The organism is Undibacterium sp. Dicai25W, from assembly GCF_049340505.1.
Classification (GTDB): domain Bacteria; phylum Pseudomonadota; class Gammaproteobacteria; order Burkholderiales; family Burkholderiaceae_D; genus Undibacterium; species Undibacterium jejuense.
In genome coordinates this window covers 263,854-288,981 of the sequence record NZ_JBMPOQ010000003.1, presented here as the reverse complement: position 1 = coordinate 288,981, position 25,128 = coordinate 263,854, and the positions used below count along the sequence as shown (strand labels likewise).

The following is a 25,128-nucleotide window of genomic DNA, read 5'->3' as shown; positions in this document are numbered from 1 at the left end:
TGCACAGTAGGCGAATCTGACATCAATTTCAATAGTACTTAACAAAAAATCTCTTTATAGAATTTTTACACAACACTTCAATACTTTTACAAGCACTTTTGTGATAATAAAAATATCGACAAAAAATTGATTCTGCCAGCAAACACAAAGCAATCGCAATCGCTAAACAATCAACGCACCCCCCTCCCCTCCAAAAAAACAACAAGCGCGCTACCCATCCGCATTAATCCTATGGACCAGTGCCGACAAAACATCTTCCATCAAATCATTCTCGATCTGACAAGTACCCGCATTTTCATGTCCACCACCACCATACTCCAACATCAACGCGCCAATATTGGTTTTTGAACTGCGATTCAGTATTGATTTACCAGTTGCAAAGACGGTATTTTGGTTTTTCAATCCCCACAGGACATGAATGGAGATGTTAATGTGAGGGAAAAGCGCATAGATTAAAAATCTGTTACCAGCATAAATAATCGGCTCGTTCCGTAAATCCAAAACGACCAGATTGTGATGGATCTTCGAGCAACGCAAAATCTGCTCTTTGCATTTTTCCTGGTGCTCTGCATACAAATCCACCCGCTCTTTCACATCGGGATGTTGCATAATTTCAGCGATGGATTGCGACTTACATAGGTCGATTAATTCCATCATCAAGGCATAATTTGAAATTCTGAATTCACGAAAACGCCCCAACCCCGTGCGGGCGTCCATTAAAAAGTTCAACAAATCCCAGTCTTTTGGATGCAGGACTTCTTCGCGATTAAACTGGGCTGAGTCACCTTTATCGACCGCAGCCATCATTTCATCCCAAGATTTTGGGAAAGCCTTTAAACCGCCGTAATAGTTATAAACGACCCGCGCAGCAGAAGGTGCGTCAGGGTCAATGACATGGTCAGTGCGCTCACCGCTATTGCGGATGGTTTCAGATGAGTGGTGATCAAAGGCGATATGAACGCCTGCAACGTAAGGTAAGTTGGTGCTAATGTCGTTACTGGTGACAGTGACCTTGCCATCCTGCATATCCTTAGGATGAACAAACAAGATCTCGTCAATCATATTGAGGTGCTTTAACAGCACGGCGCAAACCAATCCGTCAAAGTCACTGCGAGTAATGAGTCGGAACTTCTTAACTTCAGTAGACATAATATTCCCCTGGCAGTTAGTGGCACGCAAAAACAATAAGAATTTCGCAGATTTTTTGAGTAAGGTTCAGGCAAGACTTGGAGCAAAACACGTGCAGCCCATAGATTGGCGCATCCATCCATTTAAGCCCAATTCAGGCTGTCTTGCATAAGTCCTAATGTAGTGCCTTTTAATGCTGATGTCCATCTATCCCCGTGCGCATCTCACAAAATCTTGCTTTTTACGACACTGCTTCGCGTGGATCCTTGCCCCCTCAAATGACACTTCCGGAGGAAATTTCTAAAATGAAATTATTTACTTGAGCTCCACATGCTCAACCGTTTCCTCAGCTGCTGCATTAAACTTCTCCAGCGTCGCAACCAATTCGCTCATTGCTTCCAGACCAAAGGTGTGCTCTATGTGCTTGTATTGCAAATCGATCAGTGGCGCCATTTCAGTCATCAATACATCTCCCGAAGCAGACAATCCTATGGAAACGCGGCGCTGATCGCCACTGACTGGGCTGCGCTGTATCATGTCCAACTCCTCCATGCGCTTTAACACGCCAGCCATGCTTGGACTAGAAATCTGGCACAAATCACATAATTCTCGTGGCTCCAGTTGCCCGTACTCATCCAACACCCGCAAGATGCGCCACTGCTGATCTGTGAGACCAAAATGACCAAGGATGGGCTTGAAATGCGCCATCAAATTTCCACGCGCTTTTAAAAACAATTGTGGCAAATTGCGGTATGCAATTTTGTGACTCATTACGACTCCTGGCTTTCTCAACAACTCAATCTGATGACATTAACATCAATCTTAATATCAGCTTCAACACCGCTATTGTACATACTGAACCAGCGTACGATTTGACTTACTAACATATTAGTGATTTAATTCACTAATATGTTAGTAATAGTCGGGGCGAATTTGAACCACATCAAACAAATGGGCGCAGCATGATCGTCCGGGACAGGCCCTCAGGCTTTCGCCTGTTTTTACTATTGCGCGGATCAGTATTGCCACGCATCCTTCCTGCGCTCATCATCAATATCTTCATTGCGACCCTCGTTACCCTTTCTCATGGTGACCTGTTCGAATTAAAAATCACGCTCACCACGATTCCATTCACCCTCATCGGCTTACCAATTTCTATTTTCCTGGGCTTTCGGAACAACGCTGCTTACGACAGATTTTGGGAAGCACGTAAGTTATGGGGGGAACTACTCCTGCGCAGTCGCAACTTATCGCGCCAATGCCAGAGTTTGATTGATTATCCCGACCCAGCGTTCGCCAGCAACGGATTCAATGACATCCGCGTGCGGATGGTGTTCCGCTCGATTGCTTACTGCCATGCATTGAGAGATCTTTTGCGCAATCAAGAAACCAAAAGCGAAATGCAGCAATGGCTCAAGCCCGATGAAATGCATCAGCTAACAAAGGCCAGAAACAAACCTGATTTACTCATGTTAAATATGGGACAAGATTTGCGCCAGAGCTTAAAAGAAAATCGTATCGATGGATGTCTTGCTGCAAATTTGGATGCTACCTTATCAGCCATTACCGCTGCTGGCGCAGCCTGCGAACGAATTCGTAATACACCAATCCCGTTTTCTTACACACTACTTCTTCATCGCACTGCCTACATTTATTGTTTCTTACTACCGTTCGGTCTGGTCGACTCCATCGGCTTTATGACGCCATTTGTGGTGGCAATTGTGGCGTACACTTTTTTTGGCCTCGATGCTTTAGGTGATGAAATCGAAGAACCATTTGGACTCGAAACAAACGATCTTCCATTAGATGCCATTTGTCGCACTATAGAAATTGAACTACGTGAATCTCTGCAAGACAGCGAAATTCCTGAAGCTTTAATACCGATTAATTACTGTCTGACGTAAACACATCAAACAGATGCAAACAACAAACAATAGATCAACAATCAGCCGTGAAGAAACTATCGATTTCCAGATACAAAGGAAGCAAAATGCCTGAAGCTACGCAATCGCAACACACCGGATTAACACAAACAGCACGGGAAATTCAAGAGCAAAGAATACGCCTGCCGGAATTAAGAAACCGTATATGTAGCGCTGAACATGCAGCCTTATGGATAGAAGATGGCATGACGATAGGTATGAGCGGATTTACGCGCGCAGGCGATGCAAAGGTCGTGCCATTAGCGATCGCTGAACGTGCGAAGACAGAGCATTTAAAAATTAGCTTGATGACTGGTGCCTCGTTGGGCAACGACGTGGACAAGACCTTAACTGAAGCAGGAGCAATGAGTCGCCGCATGCCATTTCAGTCCGATCCGACACTACGTACCGCAATTAACCGTGGCGAAGTGATGTACGTCGACCAGCATCTTTCTGAAACTGTAGAGCAGTTACGGACGCGGCAAATCAATGCCATTGATGTGGCCATTATCGAAGCCATTGCTATCACCGAAACGGGCGCCATCATCCCTACTACATCAGTGGGCAATAGCGCCAGTTTCGCGATTCTCGCAGATCAGGTCATCGTCGAAATCAATCTGACACAATCACTGGAACTCGAAGGACTGCACGATATTTTTATCCCAAAACATCGTCCACGACGCGAACCAGTTCCCATCATGTCGGTCAGTGATCGCATAGGCAGCACTGCGATTTCCATCCCGCCAGAAAAAATCGTCGCCATCGTTATCACACAAAAATCGGATAGCGCATCCACAATACTTCCTCCCGATCATGACACCGCCAAAATCGCGAGCCATCTGGTCAATTTTTTCAAAGATGAAGTACGAGATGGTCGCCTGTACAACAGCTTGATGCCATTGCAGGCTGGGATAGGCACCATCGCCAATGCTGTCATGAGTGGCTTTATAGATAGCCCGTTTGAACATCTGACGATGTATTCTGAAGTATTGCAAGATTCAACGTTTGATTTATTTGATGCTGGTAAACTTGATTTTGCATCTGGTTCATCGATTACACTTTCTTCGCAAAAAAGTCGCGAAGTTTTCGACAACATCGGCAAATACAAAGATCGCTTAATTCTCAGGCCACAAGAAATCAGCAATCATCCAGAAGTAATACGCCGCCTGGGTCTGATCACGATCAATACTGCGCTCGAGGCGGACATCTATGGCAACATCAACTCCACACACGTGCTTGGTACGCATATGATGAATGGCATTGGTGGCTCTGGTGATTTTGCTCGCAATGCCTATTTATCTGTGTTTGCAACAAAGTCGACTGCCAAAGATGGGAAAATATCCAGCATCGTCCCTATGGTCACACATGTGGATCATACCGAACATGACGTCGACATCATCGTCACAGAAATTGGCCTAGCAGATCTGCGCGGCTTAGCACCACGTGAACGCGCACAAAAAATTATCCAGCATTGTGTCGCCGAACCTTACAAACAAATGCTATTCGACTATCTTGCTGAAGCGGAATTACGAGGCGGACACACGCCTCATGTGCTGGAAAAAGCCTATGCGTGGCACACCCGCTATCGCGAAACGGGTACGATGTCAGAGGCTGCGGGCACACGCAAAGCAGTCGCTTAAATACTCAGTAAATAACTCAGTATATCCATCAATGCAAAAACGGAGTGAATATCACCCCGTTTTGCATTGAATCCAGCATGATCAAATCACCGAAATTTACTTCACGTTAGCACAATCAGCATTGTAATCATCCCAAACTTGTCTCTGGATTTTCTTGATCGTGCCGTCTCGTGCCATCTCTTTTAAAATTTGCTCCAATTTAGGTATTAAATTCTGATGTGTGGCACTAAGCCAATGATATCCCAGAACACTTGCAAGCGACGGCTCCAACATAACGACATTGTTAAGCCCTAATTTCTTTGCAGTGCAAAGGCTGGCTCGCGACTCAACCACAAGATCGGTGCGACCTGCTGAAAGCTTTCTTAACAAAGATTCTTCACTAGGGGCAGTTTCAGTGCGCATCTCTTTGAGGTTATCATCAAAAATACGGGCACCGTTCAGATATCCGATCGAATACGGACGCAAACTCTGGTATCCATTCACAACAAACTTTTTGTCGACCGTATAAACGCAAAGGTCTTCGCTAGTTATCGGAACCGATAGCTTGACTAAATTCTGGATCGGGGCATCAGAAAAACGATAACTCATCCCATCCACCTCGTGATTCTCGAGCAAAGTCTTAGTGCGCAGGTTTGGAACCAGAAGAAAAGTAATGCCTATCCCCATACGCTGATAAGCAGCACGCAAAACTCGTTGGGCAACAATTGAACTGGGAAGCTGATCAACAATGTCAGTAAATATCAGTTGCGTTTTTTCCCCGCTAAAACTTGGCGGGCAGAAAATCAACGCCAATATGCAAAACAAAACCCTGATATTTTTATTATTTACACACAACTTCATTCTCTGAATCCATCTGACCATCACCGAAATCTCATGCCATTTGCACAAAATAACGAAATGAGCGCATTTTGTGCACTCATCAAATTCAATCTTTAACCGGTGACATTTGTATTTGGTCAACAGCTTCGCATACGGCGCTATCTTCCCAAACTTGCCTTTTGTGACAAGATAAGGCTTTTACCATTGCAAATACTAAAGCATTGCAGTGTTACAAAACGCCAAAGAACAAGGCATACATTCAAAAATACTGCATGCCTTAATAACCCGATCATACCACTGACGAATACAACTTGGCTAACGCTGCCGCTAACACCATGACAATCTGACGGAGTTTTTACTGATGCGTAGGTAGTTTTAAAAAGATGCGAAAACTGGATTCACAATTTTTTTCATCAGTATTTTTTTATTTATATAAAATAAGTGACTAAACTTGCTTGAAATTTTAATAAAGCATCCAATCCATACTCGCTATTTCTCACAGGAAATTAATTTCCAAAAGTATTTTAGCAATATCTTCTTGCGACCTTTATCTTTCATGAAGATTTGATCATCTGAAATGAAACCTCATTTATAGAAGTGTAAAGATCAGATATGGGACTTCTCTCTCGCTTCATGCCTCCAGCATTCAAACATTGGATTCTTGCCGAACTTGGCGATGGTGAGGAAAAATTTACGCGCATCTTTCACACCAGTGCGGATTGGATCGTGATCACCAGAATTAGCGATAGTAAAATCGTTGAAGCCAACGCTGGCTTCGAAACAATCAGCGGTTACAGTCGCGATGAAGTCATTGGACACCCAATCAAGGACTTTAACGTCTGGGCAGTTCCGGAACAACGTGTTGAACTAGTTCAAGAACTCATGGCCAAAGGTAACGCGCGCGACTATCTGGCAAAGATGAGAACAAAAGACGGCAGCATTCGTGACTGCCTGGTGAATTGCGCCTTAATCGCCCTCAAAGGCAACGTCAACTCTCACGCAGTCTGGATCGCACGTGATATTACTGATCAATTAATCGCCTCAGAACAATCCAGCGCTGCGTTCCGCCTCACGCCTGATTGCATGACGATATCGCGCCTGAAAGACGGTACCTATATCGAGGTCAATAGTGCATTTGAAAAAGCGATGGGAATGCATCGAAAAGATATTATTGGCAAGACCGCCCAGGATTTAAATGTATGGAATTCTGCTGACGATAGAAGTAAGTTAGTTTCATTGTTACGACAAAATACTACCGTCATCGATTACCCAGCTCAGATCAAGTTAGGTGATGGCAAAACCAGGGATATCCTGATTAACAGCACCTTATTTGAATCGCGTGGCGAAGAACTCATGATCGCCCTGCTTCACGATGTAACCGAATTACGCGCTGCGGCAAAGGAAATCCTGAATCTCAACGCCAACCTCGAACATCGAGTACAAGAACGGACCGCCGAGTTGCAAGCGGCAAACCTCGACCTAAAGACAGCACTCGCGACCCTTAATATAGCGAAAGACCAAATCGTACAATCAGAAAAGTTAGCCGCATTAGGCTCATTGGTCGCAGGCGTTGCTCACGAACTTAACACGCCAATCGGCAACAGCTTAACGGTAGCAAGCACACAAGAAGAAATGCTAAACAGACTAGTCGAGCAAATCGATACGGGCCTAAAACGTTCGGACTTAAAGAAATTTGTCTCAGAAATTAGTATGGCTACCGATATTCTGACTCGCAATCTTATGCGTGCAGGTGATCTGGTCACCAGCTTCAAACATGTGGCCGTAGACCGTACCAGCTCAAAACGACGTAGATTTTCATTAGCAGAATTAACTTCAGAAATTTTGCTGACAATGAATCCAACCTTGTCAAAGAAAAAATGCACCATACAGACGGATCTCAACGACGCCATTATTCTCGATAGCTTCCCCGGCGCTCTGGGGCAAGTCCTGATCAACTTGATCAATAATGCAATTGTTCATGGCTTTGATTCAGACTACGCAGGCATGATCAGCATTTCGGCAAATTTTACCGAAGATCAACATGCCATAATTGAGGTACAGGACAACGGAAAAGGAATTCATCCCGACAATTTACGGCGAGTGTTTGAGCCTTTTTTTACAACACGCCTGGGTCAAGGTGGGTCAGGGATGGGGTTGCACATTGTACACAATCTGGTCACTGGATTACTTGGTGGAAAAATCAGCGTATTAAGCGACCAAGGGATCCATGGCACCACATTCAAATTAATTTTACCACTAGAAGCGCCGTATATTGACGCAGACAATGACACTAATCAGTTACCAAATGACACTCGTTCAAACATGTGAAAGAGGGAAATTCAGCATCCTATAAACCAACGTTGGTGATTAAAATATTATTCGTCAGAAGTTAAGCTTACCTCTGGCACCGAGAATAACGCTTTCTGAATATGAAAAATCATTTCCTCAGTGCTTTGAGATTCAAAAAAATGCCCGCCAGACAGCGTATAAAGCTGACAGTCCCTACTCGTTTCAGCTTTCCACGCGCATAGTTCCCCCTCAGAAACCAACGGATCTGCCGAACCTCTAAAAGCAACAATTGGCAGCGCCAGTAATCTATCCGACATAGGTTGATAACATTCTGATAGCCGCAAGTCAGCGCGCAATGTCGGCAGCAATACCGATATTGCCTTCTTATTTTGCATAAGAGAAGCTGGCAAACCGCCCAACATTTTTAATCGCTCAATAACCTCATCATCTGACCGCACATGGATCGGTGAACGTCGCAACGGACAACTGGGAGCACGATGTCCGGAAACCGAAAGCAGAAAAGGTATTGATAACTCGGCAGAAATAAGCTGATGAGTCAACTCAAATGCGATCAGCGCCCCCAAACTATGGCCATAAAAAGCGAAAGGTACAGGTGTAGGATCCGCCTCCTGCCGTAATGCAATTGCATGACTCAATTCAACTGCCAACGCGCGTATGCTAGCCTCCCTTTCAACATTCGCTGCGGCGTAACGATGAGGTAATTGAACGGCAACGATTTCAACCTCCGCCGAGAATAAATTGGCCCAAGATAAAAATGCTTTCCCAGTTCCCCCCGCATGGGGGAAACAATAAAGTCGAATTACCGGACAATGCGTCGCGGCATTTCGTATCAAGATAATCGGTTTTAATTGCATTGCAATTCAAAAATCCTCTGTAAGATATTTTCGCGATTTCTAGGTAATATCGAGATATCAATAAACCAAATTATAGGCAAAGTGCATGAATAAACTGATGAATGTAATTCGCACAACTTTCAGGATCTTCAAGATGCGGTATATGACCGACATGATCCAGAATATAGACAGTGCTCTCCAGGGCAGGAACTATTTCACTCAACTTGCGATAATGTTCACTCCCAATAAAAACATCATTACGTCCACCAATATAAATCTGCGGAACTAAACTTGTACGCAAGTTCTTAATTTCGTCTGGCCATATCTGCATCGGCATATGCCGGACAATCTGTTCACGGAACTGACCATCAGCATGAAATATATCTTCAAACATTAACCGGTGCACATCACTATCCCACTTGGATGCGTCAATAAATGCGCGAGTCAAGGTATTCACTTCATCAACAGTTAGTACCCGTTTTAAGGATAACTTACTTGGCGCATCTGGATTCACCTGATTGAAAAAATCTTCTTTACCAGATGAATGAATGCTAGCCATTAAAATTAAGCCCTGCAGCCCGTTAAGTGAAGGCATAGATTGTGCAAGTATGTTTGCACCAAGACTATTACCCGCAGCAATATAATTTGAAAAACCAATAGCCGCTAGCACGATTTCGATCACCTTTTTCAATCCTTCCATGCTGTAGTAATAGCAGAAAAGATCCGCATTTAAAAACTCAGACTTCCCATGTCCGGGAAAATCTAATGCGACCAAATTGAAATCGTTATCAAGAAGTCGCATCATCGGCAGAAATGAAGCCGCAGACGATGCGTTGCCATGTAAAAGAAAAAGATTGGGTCGATCATCTCGCCTTGAATTAGCGATGTAATGCAATCGACCGAATTCGCACTGTATAAAATTTGAGCGCATATCAAACACTTCTTTCGTTAAAATTTGTCTGCGGGCGGAGCATCAAAGAACCGCATAATGCGATGGCTAACATAGATAAACCCGCATTGAAAAACATTAAGGTACGGAATGCGGAAAAGAAACTGACTGAAGCTAAAGTTGACAGATTGCCAGACACAAAATTCAAATGTGTTGATGTTAGTTCGTTAATGTTATGACTACCGTTAGCGTAAGAAGCAAGTGTTAAAAATTCAGGAGTATTAATACCAATCGAATCACCCAACATTTGCGTAAGCTTAAAATGACTGAATAAATCAATAAATAAACCAGAAATGCTGACACCAAACAATGACCCGATCATAACCAATGTAAAAAAAAGTCCCATCGCGGTACCCGCCTGCCCCTTAGGTGCATTTGCATTAACACCGGCAATAGTAGAGGTCGTTAATATTCCATTGGCTACGCCAAAGCACAACAATCCCATAGAAAATAGTGCAATTGGCATCGACTCTCCTGAGAATGAAAATGCAAGGGAACAAAATGTCAACAATAGTAGCGCTACAAAAATTGGTAGTTTATAGCCCACCGTATCCACCACTTTACCGGCAAGAGGGGCAACAATAGCAACCGAGAAAGTCATGGCGAGTAACCAGATACCAGACTTTAACTTCGAATAATTGAGAACATTCTGCATCAGGGTCGGTAGCACAAATAAAAAGCTTGCCATGGTGTAGTTAAAAATCATTCGGATTAAGATGATTTTTAAATAGCTGACATTCTTCATCAAGGAGACATTTATCAACGGAAAAGATACTCGAACACTTCGTTGCACAAACAAGAATGTACCAATCAGAAAAAGTCCGAAAACAAGAGCGCTTTTAAGAACGCTGATGTGGTTCACCATATTCGATAAATAAATGAGACATCCCAATGCAAAGAGATACAGCGGAACACCTGGCAAATCCAGCTTCAATTTACTTTTTTCTGCTGGGTCATCCTTGTCGACCGTCAATATAACGAGAGTAATAGATAACAAACCCAACGGGACATTGATCAAAAATATCCATCGCCAATCGAGATATTGCAAAATGACCCCACCAAGTGGCGGCCCTAAAGCCATACCAACACCTGTCACCGTGACTGCAACACCAGTCGCAAACCCTTTTTTGTCTTGAGGAAACGCTTTAGCAATAAGCAGTAACGCGAGTCCCAAGGTGGCAGCAAAACCTGCACCCTGTACAAACCGTGCGAAAATCACTTGTTCAATCGTCGCTGCCCACACACCGATATAAAGAGAAGAAAGAGTGAATAACAAACTACCAAATATAAATACGCGTCTTTTACCAATTGAATCTGCTAATCTTCCGAATAAACAAAAAAATGCGGCTGCGGCAGTTAAGTAACTCACAACAACCATCTGAATTTGTGGCATCGTTGCCCGAAAGACTTGAGAAAACTCGGGCAAAGCCAAGTTCACGATGGTCATATCTAAATTAGCCAAAAATAAAAAAATACCTATTGAGAAAAGTACCAACCACTTTTTCATTGCGCTTCCTCATTGAGTTCTGCGTTAAGGCGCGAAAACGATTTTTTTCGCAGAATACGCTTCTGCAACAATCAAAAATCAGGCCGCATTGATCATTACGATCAATAGCGGCCCCTTGCATACTTCGTTTAAGCCAATTGTTTTTCCAAAGTTTTTAGATCAAAGTAATCTTTAAATTTAATCAGCTTGCCGCTATCGTTAAATTCAAGAATAACCAGCATTGGCAAGGAGACATTTTTATCACCAAAAGCTAATTGACTAATACGCTCAACGACGACTTTTTTTCCATCGACAATAATGTCATTTAAGTCCCATTTGTAGTATTGGATTTTTCCAAAAAGATCTGAAATTTTCCCAACAACATTAGATTTTCCCTTGTGCTTATCTGCCATTGGTACATCTTCCAAAACAATATCGTCAGCCAAAATATCAGCAACTGCGTGGATATCTTTATTTTCAAAGGCACTAATTAATTGTTTGGCCAGTTGTGTTACTGCTTGAGTCATAGAACCTCCTTGTAAATCATAAATATTCTCGCAAAATTAATAGTCCATAATGCAAGAATTCCAGGAAAGTCCGGCGCCAAAACCTGCAAATACAACTTTCTGACCCGGTACTAACTTTTTGGCTTGAATTGCTTGAGATATCGCAATAGGAATACTAGACGACCCTGTATTTCCGACATCATTCATAGCAACAAAGAATTTGTCACGTGACACGTCCATTTTTGCGCGAACGCTTTCCAGCATGTGCGAATTTGCCTGATGAAAAATAAATAGATCAATATCACTTAATTGCAAAGACATCCTTGCAATTAATTTCGAGATCAAATCGGGTAAGGTAGAAATAACAAAATTAAATACCTCGCCTCCGTTCATTTTGAAATCCTGCAAATAAGGCGAACCACTTAATAGCCCCTTCACTCCTGAAAATTCAGCCGTTATTGATTGCGCACCAGCTCCATCAGTTCCAAATTCAAAATGATGAAATCGACGGTCATTACCAGCAGCACTTATCACTGTCGCCGAAGCTGCATCGCTCATAATTGTTTTCAAACTTCGGTCATCTGGATGTAGCAGTTTGGTGTACGTATCCGCAGTAATTAAGAGAACGCGCTCGGCATGCTGACACTGGATCAGACTATTGGCGAGCATCAAACCAGTTACGTAACCGGAACATCCTTGATTTAGATCAAAAGCACCAATATGTGTAGGCAATCCCAGTGCATGCTGCAACACGCAAGCCGAGGTCGGAATTAAAAATTTTGGCGTCTGACTACAAAAAATCACGTAATCAATGGAATCTGGTCGTATGTCATGTTCAAGAAAAAGCTTCCTCCCGGCTTCAATGGCCAACTCGAGACTAAAGCAATTTTCTTTAGAAATATGACGTAAATGAATTCCCGTTTTTTCTGCAATTTTGTGAACAGGCCAATCCGGTTGCCTCGCCGTCAAAGTTTCATTATCGAGCTTTTCTTCTCCAAGATAAAAGCTAACAGCTTCAATCATTGCTCCCATACCACCCTCATTTATATTGATAGATTAAAGGCAAGCACTGAATTCGCTTTTGCTCTAAAAATGCGCCCCCCCAAGAAAAACCAACACCAAACCCAATCATTCCCATTTTTGTAAAATTTGATTCCATTCGTGCGGAAAACTGTTCACTCACCATCAACAACGGAATTGATGAAGGGCTAGTATTGCCGAATCGAGCAACGTTCATAGGAAATTGTGCTTCTGTAACTCCAAATTTTTTCGCAAAATATTCCACCATGAATTGATTAGCCTGGTGAAATAGCCATTGGCTCACATCCCCTTGCTTCCAGCCAGAGACTTGATATAGTTGGTCTACGAGCGCCGGAACATGTTTAAGCGTTAGTCCAAATACCGCGGCTCCGTCCATATAGAGATCTTCAAGTGAACGAGCGCTTCCATCTTTTTCATTTACCTCCCGTACGGAAGTATGTTCATTACTGGGTTGCCTGTAAGCACCCGCTGGAATAATGAGAGATTTACTCCCTGCCCCGTTTGTTCCAACAACAAAATGACTCTCCCCAGCATCTTCGTCAAACGTGATAGCGGTAGCCGTTCCAGCATCACCAAAGAGGATATTGGCGGGTATATCAAATGGAGAAATCATTTTGCTTGGTGTATCACCAACCAGTAGCAAAATCCGTTTCATCCCTTGTTTTGCTAACATGCTAAATGCTGTCATCAAAGCATAGACATAGCCCGAACAGCCCAAACCCATATCAAATGCGCCACATGCATGAGACAAGCCAATGCGCTCATGAAGAACACAACTTGTTGCTGGCACAATATAGTCTGGGGTCTGCGTTAAATAGATCAACAAATCAACGCTCGATTTTTCCCAACGAATTTGATCAAGCAAGGCTTCTGCCGCGGTATAGCAAAGATCAGATGCACACACATCGCTCGGGGCAATATACCTTTGCTCCACTCCGCAAATTCTGGCAGTCCTGTTCACATCCTCAACCGTACCCAAGATATCTGCATTAGATCGGCAAATGCGTGGAACGGCAGCAGATACACCTACTATTCGAGCGTGCTTGAACGTGCGATATCCCATTTAGACCTCAGCAACTTCCAATATGTCGAGTAATTGCCCGAAACGTACCACGTTCATGAGCTCAGCCGGATCGACTACCATTTGGTAATGCTTATCGATCAAAGCCATTGTGCTGAGAAAAGCTAATGAATCCCAAACAGCCCCCTCAACCAGATTAAAATCCGACGTTAGTTTCTCGCAAGGTATTTCCAACACCGCCGCAAAGTCTTTCTTAAAATCTTCATGACACATCTTGTTCTCCATTTAAAAATCTAAACATTGCCAGCCCCGGCTAACTGCTAGCTTTTTCAATTCGACTGAATTGCCTACTGCACATGGATGATCAACAAGTTCTAGCATTGCCACGTCGGATATGTGATCGCCATAGCCATAACTATCTTTCATGTTGACCTGATGTTCTTTGACAAAGCTTGCCAATGCTTCGGCTTTTCCAACACCAATCACTGGGCTTCCAAAAATACGTCCGGTATAACAACCATTTTCAATTTCCTGGTTCACACATAAGACATAATCAATACCCAGGTCATTTTTGATCGGTAAAACTGCGTCAAAAAATGAGCCGGTAACGACGACAATCAAAGTACCGTTATCTCTATGACGCTTAAGTTCTGCCACAACAGCATCGTTATAGATGGCGTACTTTTCACGCAGAAACCACGCCTCTGCCGCGCGTCTAATCCGTTGCCGCTCAAAGCCAGACATCAGATGATAGAAATAGCGATTTTGTTGTTGGCGACCCTCATTACTTTCAACAAACTTGCTGATGTGGTCCATAAAATCAGTGAAGCCAACATCTCTGGATTTTTCAATATCACTGCCAAGTTCAAAATATTGCCTCACCACAGATAGCATGCTTTTTTGTCTGATAATGGTTTCATCCAAATCAAAAACCGCAATACGATTTCTCATCTCTGCTTCACCTCATCATTCATGCTGCCAACCTGGCATCAATTCCTTTTAATGCCATCGACTCCAATGTGGAGACAAATTTTTTATCCATCACCGTGAAAGAAATGACGATCTCAGCAACGCGCTTTCCCGACTGGAAAAATTGAATTTGTGACGTCAACTTACCGTCACCAGAAGCGCGTATTTTTTTATCCAACATCAAAAAATTTATATCGACAGCAAAAGGATACGCAAATGATTCAAAGCTGATATTCATATTTTCTGCCATATAAATTTTGGAGTCATTTGAATAAAATTTTTGCGTTACGGCATTTGCCATTTGTCGGCCAGCTTCGATCAGAACCATAAATTGAAGATGCTTGCCAGTGACGTGATCAGATAACTCGGCACATTCATCGTCAATCATTAATATGCTGTGAAATATATCCTCATCAATTTTTCCTGGATCTGAGATCAGCGTATTTTCTGCTTTTAGCTTATGCGTCAACACACCATTACAGCGTTGATATTGATCGAAATACGAAGTCAAGATCGGTGCTTTAAATAGCCCCACATTGTCAATTGCCTCTTTGATCCTGATTGCCTGAGTATGAGATACACCTTGCTCGATTGAAATACCATCACTCAATAAAGCCGGATCAATGTTTTGTAATTTCAACGATGCCAAAAACTGATCAACGGTTTTGACGGAATTGCCGTTTGATACGCCAATAAATTTGTTTCCAACAATTTTCATTTTTCTTCCTAAATCATGATCACATTAAGGTAACCAGTTAATCGACGATTAAACTTGCGAAGCATGCTCAACTCAAACGCCTTTGATACTTTTCGATATTGCAGCCGTATAAGAGTCATCGATAAATTTCATTATTGATGTTCAACAAATCATCTCGGTTGTAGCACTTTCTTTTTTCTTTTAATCGATCGTATAAAATTTATATACGCTTCAATATGACGTAATGACATAAGAAAAATTGAGTGTTTCGATTCAGATATGGATGCAATGTTAGCAGCGAAAAAAATAACAACAAGTGTAAAAAAGTACAGCTGACAAACCGCTATTTGAGGGCTAGCATCTGAATCATTTTTAATTATTTTTATTGATTTTTGGGAGGCAAGAAAATATGAAAAACGGAAATACGGTATTGATCGTTGGTGCAGGACCAGTTGGTTTGGTTCTTGCAGCACAACTCACTATTTATGGAATTAAAGTTCGAATTATTGAAAAACGACAAGAAAAAATGCAAGGCTCTAAAGCATTAGGGGTGAATGCCGCATCGCTAAAAGCATTTCAGCAAATGGGCGTGGCAGACAAGTTCATCAGCGCCGGAATAAAGATCAAGCATATTTATTCTTACTGGTCAAAAAAGAAGTTAATGCACATTGATTGCGACAGACTCTCGCACTCCCCTTACCGTTACTCAATTGCATTACCTCAACCGCAGAGTGAGCAAATTCTTGAAGATCATCTCAGTAGTTTGGGTATCCAGGTAGAAAAAGGCACTGAATTAAAACATCTTGTTCAAAACAATGGTGGTGTAGAGGCCACTTTACACCAGGCACCAGGAAAAATAGAAACTGCTACTTTTGAATTTGCGATCGGATGCGATGGTAGCCGAAGTAAAGTGAGAGAATTATTAGGCGTCGCATTTGAAGGTAAAAATTACAATGCTTTCATGAGGCTTTTTGATGCCGAAATAGTATGGAAGAATAAGCAACGTGAAGATGCGCATTATTTCATTCAAGAAGAGGGCTTCCTGATTGCAATCCCCATTCCAGGTGGCTTGACGCGTATCGTCATTTCCGAAAACCATATGCCTATAGATTTAATAAATCAGAAACTCAAAAAAGACGACTACCAGCAGATATTAAATAAATACGCCGATGAAGAAGTGATGGTCCGGGAAATCACTTGGGAATCAAGTGCACCTTTATATAATCGGCTTGCATCAAGATACCGCGTTAAACGCATTTTTTTAGCAGGAGATTCGGCACATTTATTTAGTCCCATCGGTGGACTAGGAATGAATACAGGCATTCAGGATGCCCGCAACCTCGCCTGGAAACTTGCTGGCGTCATACAAGGTGATTATTCCGAAAGTATGCTCGACACCTATGAAATCGAGCGACGAAGAAAAGCGGAACAGCTCATTGCCAGCACCGATGACACAACTGAAATTATCAGTTGCGGCAATCCAGGCAAACTTTCCAATATTCAATATTGGTTACCAACGATGAGTAACCGTGGACACTTTAGAACAACCCTGCCGCATGCATTTTCTGGCTTAAGTCAGGTCTACGATTCCAATTCAATTATACGCAAGTCGAGTATCACATCTGCGGTCGGAGGGCATGTTCCTTTTGCAAATTTAATTGATGGCAATCATCAGCACGTCACGACCTACCAACTATCAGACTCACATTTACTAATCGCAATTATTTTTGATAACGATGGCCGCCATTTTGATTGCACTCGCCATTTGATGGAAGCATACAGAATCACTTTTTTTGCAGTAAGTGAGAAAGGTTTAAAGAATATCCCGTCGGCGCAACATAATTTACTTGATCGGTTCGCCACGCTACAAAAAAGTCTTGCGGCCAAAGAAGGCGACGTCGTACTAATACGGCCAGATGGATACATCGCTTATCACGCAGAAAGCAAAGATTTACATGCTTTGAATGAAATGCTCGCAGAGATCTTGAGAGGGGTAACTCAAACTGAGAAGGTAGTGTGCGCACCTGATTACGCCTGACATCTCATTGTTTCATTTGACGACCGCATGCAAGAGCAAAGCACAGCTTCAGCTCCTCTTCCACAGATGTGCCATTGCCACACAACCATACGAATAAGTATTAACCTGAAACAAGTTCAGGAGCCTGTAAATAACTTTGTTTTTTATATCAGCGTTCGAGGAATTAGGCCCAACAAGGCAGCTGTCACCACCGTTTGGGTCTTATTTGAGGTATTTAGCTTTTTCATGGCATTCTGAATATGGAACACGATATTACGCTCAGATATATTCAAAATCATTGCCACCTCGGTTACTGTTTTCCCTTCGGCAGACCAGAGCAAAATTTCTTTCTCTCGATTGCTTAACTTCGCAGCGCCGTTGGGAAGCATTTCAAAATAAATTTTATTACTTAAAGTTGCGTGCGCAGTTTGTGCTATCCAAATCATTTTTGGAGTAATCTCATTCAACTCATTCAATGTCATCTCTTTACGATGAGATGCTGCAGAAAAAATTCCAATGCAACCACGGTGATCCCTCACCGCCTGTGACCACCCTGCATGTATCTTATGAGCAGCAGCAGTTTGCCAATACTCTTTATTTTGCGGGTCAGAAACATCCCAAATAAACGGCTTAGTACAATTCAGACCATATTTAAGAATTGGATCACGGTCCATACCAAATTTATCTGATCGCTGAATTTCCCACGCATCCGGAAAATTACTAAATATTCGTGTATTTAATTTTGTTACCGGTGTCGCAACAATCAACGTATAGGAATAATAATCAAATCCTAAGTCCTGCACATGCTTCTGCAGCTTTGAAAACGCTTGATCAAATGTTTCCTCAGGTAATTCTGAAACAACTTCATCTTTCCAGCTATGCCGCATATATCACCATAATCATCGTTGATTGCCCCTGCCAAATGCATGTACGCTGAGTCCAGACTTCGTCATCACAGGTCAGCATGCATCACTTCAGTCTGAACATTTCATAAGAAGCATTGGCATATCTTCCTGTACTACGTGTATTCGATAACCCAAGTACTCAAGAAAAAATGAGAAGCAAATATTTTGTTAACTAATTGTACATTTCAAAATATTCTTCGTAAACCATCATTTCCCAGAGTAAACATTCAAATCTGACATCATTGCTTCGATTGCAGTAAAAAGGTTAACGGTTCGATCATAATCCAGCATATCCCTTCGGTATTTTCTGACTAATTGCTGTAAACAATGTCACGAACAGTTGATTCACTACATCGAATTTAAGTTGATCGTAGGTCAGAACAGAGATAGCTGGTTGCAGTGAACGAAGTGATAAGCATGACCGCAGGAAAGACCCTGGCGGGATGATAAGCGATACCGTTGCAGTACGCCTTCGAGTGATCTTCGCATTTTAGCTAAAAGCGTTGGTGATCTATCGGCCAAATATAGCGAGTCATCGCTAAAAAGAAAAAGCCCCTGACGAATCAGGGGCTTAATCAGAATTACTGGCGGAGGCGGTGAGATTCGAACTCACGATACAGGTTTAAGCCCATATGCTTCCTTAGCAGGGAAGTGCCTTCGGCCACTCGGCCACGCCTCCACACTATTACAAACTTTGCCCTAGAGCTCGGTAGTAATCGAGATCAAGATAATAGCGGTTCAACTGCTTTTGGTCAACTATTGCGACCAACAAAAATAGTTTTTTTCAAACTACAACAGCATTAAACCGCCAACGATCGCTCTGATCGCGGTTACAACTTAAGGATTAAGAGTTTTCCAGACCAAATGCCTTATGCAATGCACGCACTGCAAGCTCCATGTATTTCTCGTCGATCAGAACAGAGATTTTGATTTCAGATGTAGAAATCATCTGAATATTGATCCCCTCTTCCGACAAGGTGCGGAACATCTGGGATGCAATACCTACGTGGCTACGCATACCTACGCCAACCACGGAGACTTTCGACACTTTGGAATCGCCGACGATACTGGTTGCGCCGATGTGGGCTTTAACACTACCTTCGAGCACTTCCATCGCTTTTTGGTACTCGCCGCGTGGAACAGTGAAAGTGAAGTCGGTTTTTCCTTCTACCGACTGGTTTTGTATGATCATATCGACTTCGATATTTGCATCAGCAACCGGGCCGAGAATCTGGTACGCAATACCTGGACGATCAGGCACGCCCAGAACGGTAATTTTGGCTTCATCACGGTTAAACGCGATGCCAGTGATGGTAGCTTGTTCCATGTGTGTATCTTCCTCAAACGAAATCAGTGTGCCGGATTTTGCTTCTTCTTCCAGCGGCATTAATGGGTCAGTCAAAGATGACAAAACCCGAGTAGGCATCCGGTAATTACCCGCAAATTCTACAGAGCGAATTTGCAACACCTTGGAACCTAAGGATGCCATTTCCAGCATTTCTTCAAAGGTCACCGTGTTCAGGCGACGTGCATCTGAGACCACGCGCGGATCTGTGGTATAGACACCATCAACGTCGGTGTAGATCAGGCACTCTTGCGCCTTTAAAGCTGCCGCAACGGCCACCGCCGATGTATCGGAACCACCGCGCCCCAGCGTTGTAATATTGCCTTGCTCATCTACACCCTGAAAACCAGTAATGATGACAATCTTGCCCGCATCCAGATCAGCTTTTACTTTTGCATCATCAATCGATGCAATACGTGCTTTGGTGTAAGAAGAGTCGGTCTTGATGGCAACTTGCCAGCCGGCATAAGACACAGCTTGCTTACCAATAGCCTGCAAGGCCATTGCCAGCAATCCAACGGAAACCTGTTCGCCGGTCGAGGCGATCATGTCGAGTTCACGTGGATCAGGTTGCGCCATAATTTCTTTAGCGAGACCGATGATACGATTTGTTTCGCCAGACATTGCCGAAGGCACCACAACTATCTGGTGACCGGCATCATGCCATTTGGCGACGCGCTTGGCGACGTTCTTGATGCGTTCTGTTGAACCCATCGAAGTACCGCCGTATTTGTGGACGATTAAAGCCATAGATATAGAAGACTAAGGGTGAGAAATGAGGTAAATCAACCTCTTACTGTACATGCTGCTCTGCAAAATAACAAGGAGCTTTTAGGCAAAATTTCTGAAGAATCCGCGGCATTGCTGAGAGTCAGAGCGAATTTTCCACAGAAAATGAGCCAAACAAATAAGAAAACTGAAAATCAACATGACAAAAAACATGCCTGACGGCAGCAATCCGCGCACATCAGCGTCGACAAGAAACAGATCCGGCATGCTGTAGTGAGTGTAGAAACACATAAAAATCAGGGAGTATATTTAATTTATCGCCATATCTCATTGATATATAAGGATAAAAAATTATACTCCCCCTCAGTACAAAATCCGGTTGTCGATATTCACTACTCAAAATCAATTCTGTGACAAATCGCTTATCACGATAATGCGACTACAAAAAAACAAGAATCGCCACATGACTTTTTCATATATCGATATAAATAATTAATTGCAGAAAAGCGGCAACCCTATTCTTTTTTTGCTGCAAATTCGTAAATCACTCGAGTCCAAGACCTACTTCATGAACGAATCCAAAAAAATCAAAGCGAGTTTAGAAATACCGCGGCCTGGGCACTGATAGCGGTTATTTATTCAAGTAAGAAAGATCCAATTTATCCCAGCCCTCAAAACCAAGTTTTTGCATGGTTTCGATATTCTTTTCATAAATCATGCCAGCATCAGGAAACGCTTCTACCGCCCTATCGATACTTTCTTCACGTAACAAATGCATCACTGGGTAAGGCGAACGATTAGTATAGTTTTCAATATCATCAATTTCTGTACCATCAAACTGGAAATCAGGATGAAAACTCGCCACCTGCAAAATACCATCCAGTTCCAACTCTTCCAGCAAACCATCAGCGACGTCGAGGAAGTCATTAAAATCCAAAAAATCTGTTAATACCTGAGGGTGAATCAATAACGTCGTATCAATCTTTTCCGGACTCGTTTCAGCCAACAATTCCAACTCGCTGTGCAATTGTTCCAGCAAAGCTTCTGGTGTCGTCGCTTCGCTGACCACATAGCGGATTTGCTTTTTTACTTGCACCGCTTTAGCAAACGGACAGAGGTTGAGACCGATAACCGCTTTTTCCAGCCATTCTTCAGTATGGGCAATGACGGTTTCTGGTGAAATAGGTGTGGACTGAGGCATGATCAATACGCTTTCAAAAAACTGCAGGACAAGACGTCGCAACACAGTGTAGAAAATAAAACGACAGTATGCCACCACCAATAAAAACAGCCCGTTTTTTTCGGGCTGTTTTTTTGATCCTGACTAACTTTAGTAATGAAATATTTTAGATTTCTTCGTATAAAGGCAAAGTCAAAAATTCTGCAAAGTTTTCGGAAGTCGACATTTCTTCAAAAATGACGGCAGCTCTGTCATACGTTGGGCCATCACCCGCAACTTCTTTGACCTTCGCCAATTCTTCAGGAATCATGGCGCGCACCATTGCCGCTGTCACTTTACGTCCATCTTCCAGATTACCTTTGGCAGACCGTATCCATTGCCATACTTGTGAACGACTAATTTCAGCAGTCGCTGCATCCTCCATCAGATTATGGATAGGCACACAACCGTTGCCCGCTAACCATGCGCCGAGATAATGAATACCGACGTTGATGTTGTAACGCAAACCTGCTTCTGTGATTGGCGTTTCAGGCTGGAAATTCAACAAATCTTTCGCTGTCACTTCGATGTCAGGACGCTGTTTCGAAATTTGGTTAGGTGCATCACCCAACACTTTTTTGAATTCCGTCATCGCCAACTCGACCAGACCCGGATGGGCAACCCAACCACCATCATAGCCATCTGTCGCGTCACGTGCCTTGTCATTACGTACGCCGCCCATGGCGATCTCATTTTTTTCAGGATCGTTTTTGATCGGAATCAACGCAGCCATTCCACCAATTGCTGGCGCATTACGTTTGTGGCATGTTTTCAACAACAGCAAAGCATAAGAACGCATAAATGGCGCTGTCATCGTGACTTTAGCGCGATCAGCGAGGCAAAAGTCTTTATCGTTTTTGAATTTTTTAATGCAAGAGAAAATGTAATCCCAACGACCCGCATTCAGACCCGAGCTATGTTCACGCAGTTCATACAAGATCTCATCCATCTCAAATGCAGCGACGATAGTTTCGATCAAAACAGTTGCCTTGATCGTCCCTTGTGGAATACCGATTTCATTTTGTGCCATCACAAAAATATCGTTCCACAAACGCGCTTCCAGATGTGATTCCATTTTTGGCAAATAGAAATATGGGCCAGCGCCGCGAGCCAATTGTTCTTTGGCATTGTGAAATAAGAATAAAGCAAAATCAAAAATACCGCCTGAAACTCGTTTGCCATCAACCAGCACGTGTTTTTCATCGAGATGCCAACCGCGTGGACGTACCACGAGAGTGGCGATTTTGTCGTTCAGTTTGTAGGACTTGCCATTTTGCTCCAGGCTGATCGTACGACGAACTGCATCGCGCATATTGATCTGACCGCTGATCTGATTATCCCAATTTGGTGTATTGGAATCCTCAAAGTCAGTCATATAACTATCTGCACCTGAATTAAACGCATTAATGACCATCTTGCGTTCAACCGGACCAGTGATTTCTACGCGACGGCATTCAAGTGCTTTAGGAATAGGGGCAATTTTCCAATCGCCTTCGCGGATATGCAAAGTTTCTGGCAAAAAGTCAGGCTGCTCACCAGCATCGAGGCGCTTTGCACGTTCGACACGTGCTGCCAGTAACTCTTGACGGCGCGGTTCAAATGCACGGCTCAGTTTCGCTACCAATGTCAACGCGTCAGGCGTCAAAATTTGCTCAAAACCTGGTTTGATTTCACCAGTAATTTGCATACCTGCAGGTAAGTTCAATTGCGTCATATCCATCTCCAAGCGAAAATTAAAAATAAGAATAAAAATGAAAACTAAATTCTAACTACGAAACTTTTCCACAAAATCAATCACATCAGTCAATGTGCTACCAATACCATGGGGCACCACACCCAGCTCTTCCAAAGGCGCACCTGCGCGGTTCACCCAAAAAGTGGTGTAACCAAACCAGGTGGCGCAACATACATCCCAACCATTACTCGATACGAATAAAATATCTTTAGCTGGCACACCAAACACGTCAGGTCCCAATTGATAGGCCTCAGGAGCTGTTTTATATTTGCGCACTACCTCTACCGACATCAAATGACTAAAAATACCCTGCATTCCGGCTGCATCGACCGCTGATTGCAACATCGGTGTCGTGCCATTGGACAAAATAGATAACTTAACGCCGGAAGCGCGCAACGTTTTCAAGGCTGCCAAATTCTCGGGAAACGCCTCGAGGCGTGCATATTGCCCCATCAAACTATTTTGCGCATCCAGGCTTAAATTCAGACCCAGTTTTTTACAAACATAGACCAAAGCATCCTGGGTTACTTCCCAAAATGGCTTGTACATACTGCACATGGTACGCAATTGGGTATATTCAATCTGCTTACTGCGCCACATTTGCGCTACCTCAGTGCCACGCCCCGGGAAAAATTTTTCCGCAAGTTGAGCAATCGAATACACATCGAACAAAGTACCGTACGCATCAAAAGCAATCGCGTGGATAGCCATGAATTTTTATCCCTCAATTTGGCAATGCAGACAATACAGACAATACGCTGTAGTGTATTCAATAAAAACCAACATAAATACTTAGTTTTATCACTTTATCTTTTACTTTTAGTTAAAAATAGACACACAATCAACCGTATAGACTATCAACATTAGCGACAATGAGCAGCAATTATTGATCAACTTACAAGTTCAGAGAAAAACATGGATCAATTCAAACAAATCAGCACCTTCGCTGAAGTGGCGAATCGCGGCAGCCTATCCGCTGCAGCCCGCGCAGAAGGTGTTGCGCCAGCGATGATCAGTCGTCGTCTTGACGCACTGGAAGCGAGATTAGGGGTCAAACTCATACAAAGAACGACGCGAAAAATTGCCCTCACTAATGAAGGCGCTGCATTTTTAGATGATTGCATGCGAATACTGGCCGATCTGGAAGAAGCCGAATCCTCGGTCTCTGAGCGTAGTGCGCATGCGAGCGGCACGCTGACAGTTTCAGCACCGGCAGGCTTTGGAAGACAACACGTCGCGCCCTTAATTCCTTCATTTCTGACCGAACATGCAGATCTGAAATTGACCCTGAGTTTGAATGACCGGGTGGTTGACCTCATCGGAGAGGGCATTGACGTTGCCATCCGCATCGCGTCGCTGACTGATTCGAATTTAATTGGCGTTAAATTAGCTGATAACAAGCGCGTGGTGGTCGCAGCACCGAACTACCTTAAGCGCTATGGCGCACCAAAAAGCATCGATGAATTAAGCGACCACAACTGCTTAGCCTTTAGTAGTGACGGCAGCCAACGAGGCTGGACCTTTCGCCAACATGGCAAAAACGTGACCATCAAAGTCGATGGCAATATGGTCTGCAATGACGGCGAAGTCTTACACGACTGGGCAATGGCAGGCAAAGGACTGGCGTGGCGCTCGATGTGGGAAGTTGGCTCTGAAATTGAATCGGGAAAACTCATCACCGTGCTAGACGAATATACCGCACCAGGCAATGATATTTATGCCATTTTTGCGCAACGACGACATCTTCCTTTGCGGATTCGTGCGTTCATTGACTTCTTACGTCAAGCGTATAGCAACCCTTACTATTGGAAGAAAAAATAGTCGTTTGAACTTCCTATCCATAAAAAAACGGGCCGC

22 protein-coding genes and 1 tRNA gene are annotated in these 25,128 nt (G+C 43.3%); 5 read left to right on the top strand and 18 right to left on the bottom strand.

The window, feature by feature from the left end; translation table 11 throughout:
• Positions 1-210 precede the first annotated feature (210 nt).
• Together ACO0KY_RS06065 and hpaR are read right to left on the bottom strand one after the other, a co-directional pair.
• Positions 211-1,149 (bottom strand): exopolyphosphatase, encoded by a 939-nt coding sequence (locus tag ACO0KY_RS06065; protein WP_423044849.1) that lies wholly within the window; start codon positions 1,147-1,149, stop codon positions 211-213.
• A 294-nt stretch (positions 1,150-1,443) separates the two neighbouring features.
• The gene (gene hpaR, locus ACO0KY_RS06060; protein ID WP_423044848.1) at positions 1,444-1,899 is read right to left on the bottom strand and encodes a homoprotocatechuate degradation operon regulator HpaR; all 456 of its coding nucleotides are present in this window, start codon (positions 1,897-1,899) and stop codon (positions 1,444-1,446) included.
• Between the two features lie 191 nt (positions 1,900-2,090).
• On the opposite strand from hpaR, the gene ACO0KY_RS06055 reads away from it, so the two are divergent.
• Positions 2,091-3,032 carry a bestrophin family protein gene (locus ACO0KY_RS06055; protein ID WP_423044847.1) on the top strand — a complete coding sequence of 314 codons (942 nt, stop codon included), beginning with the start codon at positions 2,091-2,093 and terminating at the stop codon, positions 3,030-3,032.
• A gap of 86 nt (positions 3,033-3,118) precedes the next feature.
• Positions 3,119-4,690 carry an acetyl-CoA hydrolase/transferase family protein gene (locus ACO0KY_RS06050; RefSeq protein ID WP_423044846.1) on the top strand — a complete coding sequence of 524 codons (1,572 nt, stop codon included), beginning with the start codon at positions 3,119-3,121 and terminating at the stop codon, positions 4,688-4,690.
• A gap of 96 nt (positions 4,691-4,786) precedes the next feature.
• Here ACO0KY_RS06050 and ACO0KY_RS06045 read toward each other — a convergent pair whose 3' ends face one another.
• The gene (locus ACO0KY_RS06045; RefSeq protein WP_423044845.1) at positions 4,787-5,650 is read right to left on the bottom strand and encodes a substrate-binding periplasmic protein; all 864 of its coding nucleotides are present in this window, start codon (positions 5,648-5,650) and stop codon (positions 4,787-4,789) included.
• 471 nt (positions 5,651-6,121) lie between these two features.
• On the opposite strand from ACO0KY_RS06045, the gene ACO0KY_RS06040 reads away from it, so the two are divergent.
• Positions 6,122-7,837: a PAS domain-containing sensor histidine kinase gene (locus ACO0KY_RS06040; protein ID WP_423044844.1), complete on the top strand. Its 1,716-nt coding sequence runs from the start codon at positions 6,122-6,124 to the stop codon at positions 7,835-7,837.
• Between the two features lie 47 nt (positions 7,838-7,884).
• Here the strand turns inward: ACO0KY_RS06040 and ACO0KY_RS06035 are convergent, their stop codons facing one another.
• The 9 genes from ACO0KY_RS06035 to ACO0KY_RS05995 all read right to left on the bottom strand — a co-directional run bounded on the left by ACO0KY_RS06035 (position 7,885) and on the right by ACO0KY_RS05995 (position 15,342).
• Positions 7,885-8,673: a thioesterase II family protein gene (locus ACO0KY_RS06035; protein WP_423044843.1), complete on the bottom strand. Its 789-nt coding sequence runs from the start codon at positions 8,671-8,673 to the stop codon at positions 7,885-7,887.
• A 70-nt stretch (positions 8,674-8,743) separates the two neighbouring features.
• On the bottom strand, positions 8,744-9,583 hold the full coding sequence (locus ACO0KY_RS06030; protein ID WP_423044842.1) for an alpha/beta fold hydrolase: 840 nt from the start codon (positions 9,581-9,583) through the stop codon (positions 8,744-8,746).
• A gap of 1 nt (position 9,584) precedes the next feature.
• Positions 9,585-11,108, bottom strand: coding sequence for an MFS transporter (locus tag ACO0KY_RS06025; RefSeq protein WP_423044841.1), 1,524 nt, complete (start codon positions 11,106-11,108; stop codon positions 9,585-9,587).
• A 128-nt stretch (positions 11,109-11,236) separates the two neighbouring features.
• The gene (locus ACO0KY_RS06020; protein ID WP_423044840.1) at positions 11,237-11,614 is read right to left on the bottom strand and encodes a nuclear transport factor 2 family protein; all 378 of its coding nucleotides are present in this window, start codon (positions 11,612-11,614) and stop codon (positions 11,237-11,239) included.
• Between the two features lie 36 nt (positions 11,615-11,650).
• Positions 11,651-12,625 (bottom strand): 3-oxoacyl-ACP synthase III family protein, encoded by a 975-nt coding sequence (locus ACO0KY_RS06015; protein WP_423044839.1) that lies wholly within the window; start codon positions 12,623-12,625, stop codon positions 11,651-11,653.
• Positions 12,626-12,632: 7 nt separating this feature from the next.
• Positions 12,633-13,613, bottom strand: a complete 981-nt coding sequence (locus ACO0KY_RS06010) for a ketoacyl-ACP synthase III (RefSeq protein ID WP_423044838.1) — start codon at positions 13,611-13,613, stop codon at positions 12,633-12,635.
• Between the two features lie 84 nt (positions 13,614-13,697).
• Positions 13,698-13,928: a hypothetical protein gene (locus ACO0KY_RS06005; protein WP_423044837.1), complete on the bottom strand. Its 231-nt coding sequence runs from the start codon at positions 13,926-13,928 to the stop codon at positions 13,698-13,700.
• A gap of 12 nt (positions 13,929-13,940) precedes the next feature.
• Positions 13,941-14,606, bottom strand: coding sequence for an HAD family hydrolase (locus tag ACO0KY_RS06000; protein ID WP_423044836.1), 666 nt, complete (start codon positions 14,604-14,606; stop codon positions 13,941-13,943).
• Between the two features lie 19 nt (positions 14,607-14,625).
• Complete coding sequence (locus ACO0KY_RS05995) at positions 14,626-15,342, bottom strand: AfsA-related hotdog domain-containing protein (RefSeq protein WP_423044835.1); 717 nt, start codon at positions 15,340-15,342, stop codon at positions 14,626-14,628.
• Positions 15,343-15,730: 388 nt separating this feature from the next.
• On the opposite strand from ACO0KY_RS05995, the gene ACO0KY_RS05990 reads away from it, so the two are divergent.
• Positions 15,731-17,359, top strand: coding sequence for an FAD-dependent monooxygenase (locus ACO0KY_RS05990; RefSeq protein ID WP_423044834.1), 1,629 nt, complete (start codon positions 15,731-15,733; stop codon positions 17,357-17,359).
• 143 nt (positions 17,360-17,502) lie between these two features.
• On the opposite strand, the gene ACO0KY_RS05985 is transcribed toward ACO0KY_RS05990, so the two are convergent.
• From ACO0KY_RS05985 to ACO0KY_RS05960, 6 genes are all read right to left on the bottom strand, one after another.
• A complete protein-coding gene (locus ACO0KY_RS05985; RefSeq protein WP_423044833.1) occupies positions 17,503-18,225 on the bottom strand; it encodes an autoinducer binding domain-containing protein in 723 nt (240 codons plus the stop codon).
• Between the two features lie 603 nt (positions 18,226-18,828).
• Positions 18,829-18,922: transfer RNA gene (locus ACO0KY_RS05980), tRNA-Ser, on the bottom strand.
• 165 nt (positions 18,923-19,087) lie between these two features.
• Complete coding sequence (locus tag ACO0KY_RS05975; protein WP_186910547.1) at positions 19,088-20,338, bottom strand: aspartate kinase; 1,251 nt, start codon at positions 20,336-20,338, stop codon at positions 19,088-19,090.
• 610 nt (positions 20,339-20,948) lie between these two features.
• The gene (locus tag ACO0KY_RS05970; protein ID WP_422992646.1) at positions 20,949-21,518 is read right to left on the bottom strand and encodes a DUF1415 domain-containing protein; all 570 of its coding nucleotides are present in this window, start codon (positions 21,516-21,518) and stop codon (positions 20,949-20,951) included.
• Between the two features lie 145 nt (positions 21,519-21,663).
• Positions 21,664-23,250 carry a malate synthase A gene (gene aceB / locus ACO0KY_RS05965; RefSeq protein WP_423044832.1) on the bottom strand — a complete coding sequence of 529 codons (1,587 nt, stop codon included), beginning with the start codon at positions 23,248-23,250 and terminating at the stop codon, positions 21,664-21,666.
• Between the two features lie 51 nt (positions 23,251-23,301).
• Positions 23,302-23,982, bottom strand: coding sequence for a haloacid dehalogenase type II (locus ACO0KY_RS05960; protein WP_423044831.1), 681 nt, complete (start codon positions 23,980-23,982; stop codon positions 23,302-23,304).
• Positions 23,983-24,186: 204 nt separating this feature from the next.
• On the opposite strand from ACO0KY_RS05960, the gene ACO0KY_RS05955 reads away from it, so the two are divergent.
• Positions 24,187-25,092: a LysR family transcriptional regulator gene (locus ACO0KY_RS05955; protein ID WP_186910543.1), complete on the top strand. Its 906-nt coding sequence runs from the start codon at positions 24,187-24,189 to the stop codon at positions 25,090-25,092.
• The last annotated feature ends 36 nt before the right edge of the window (positions 25,093-25,128 follow it).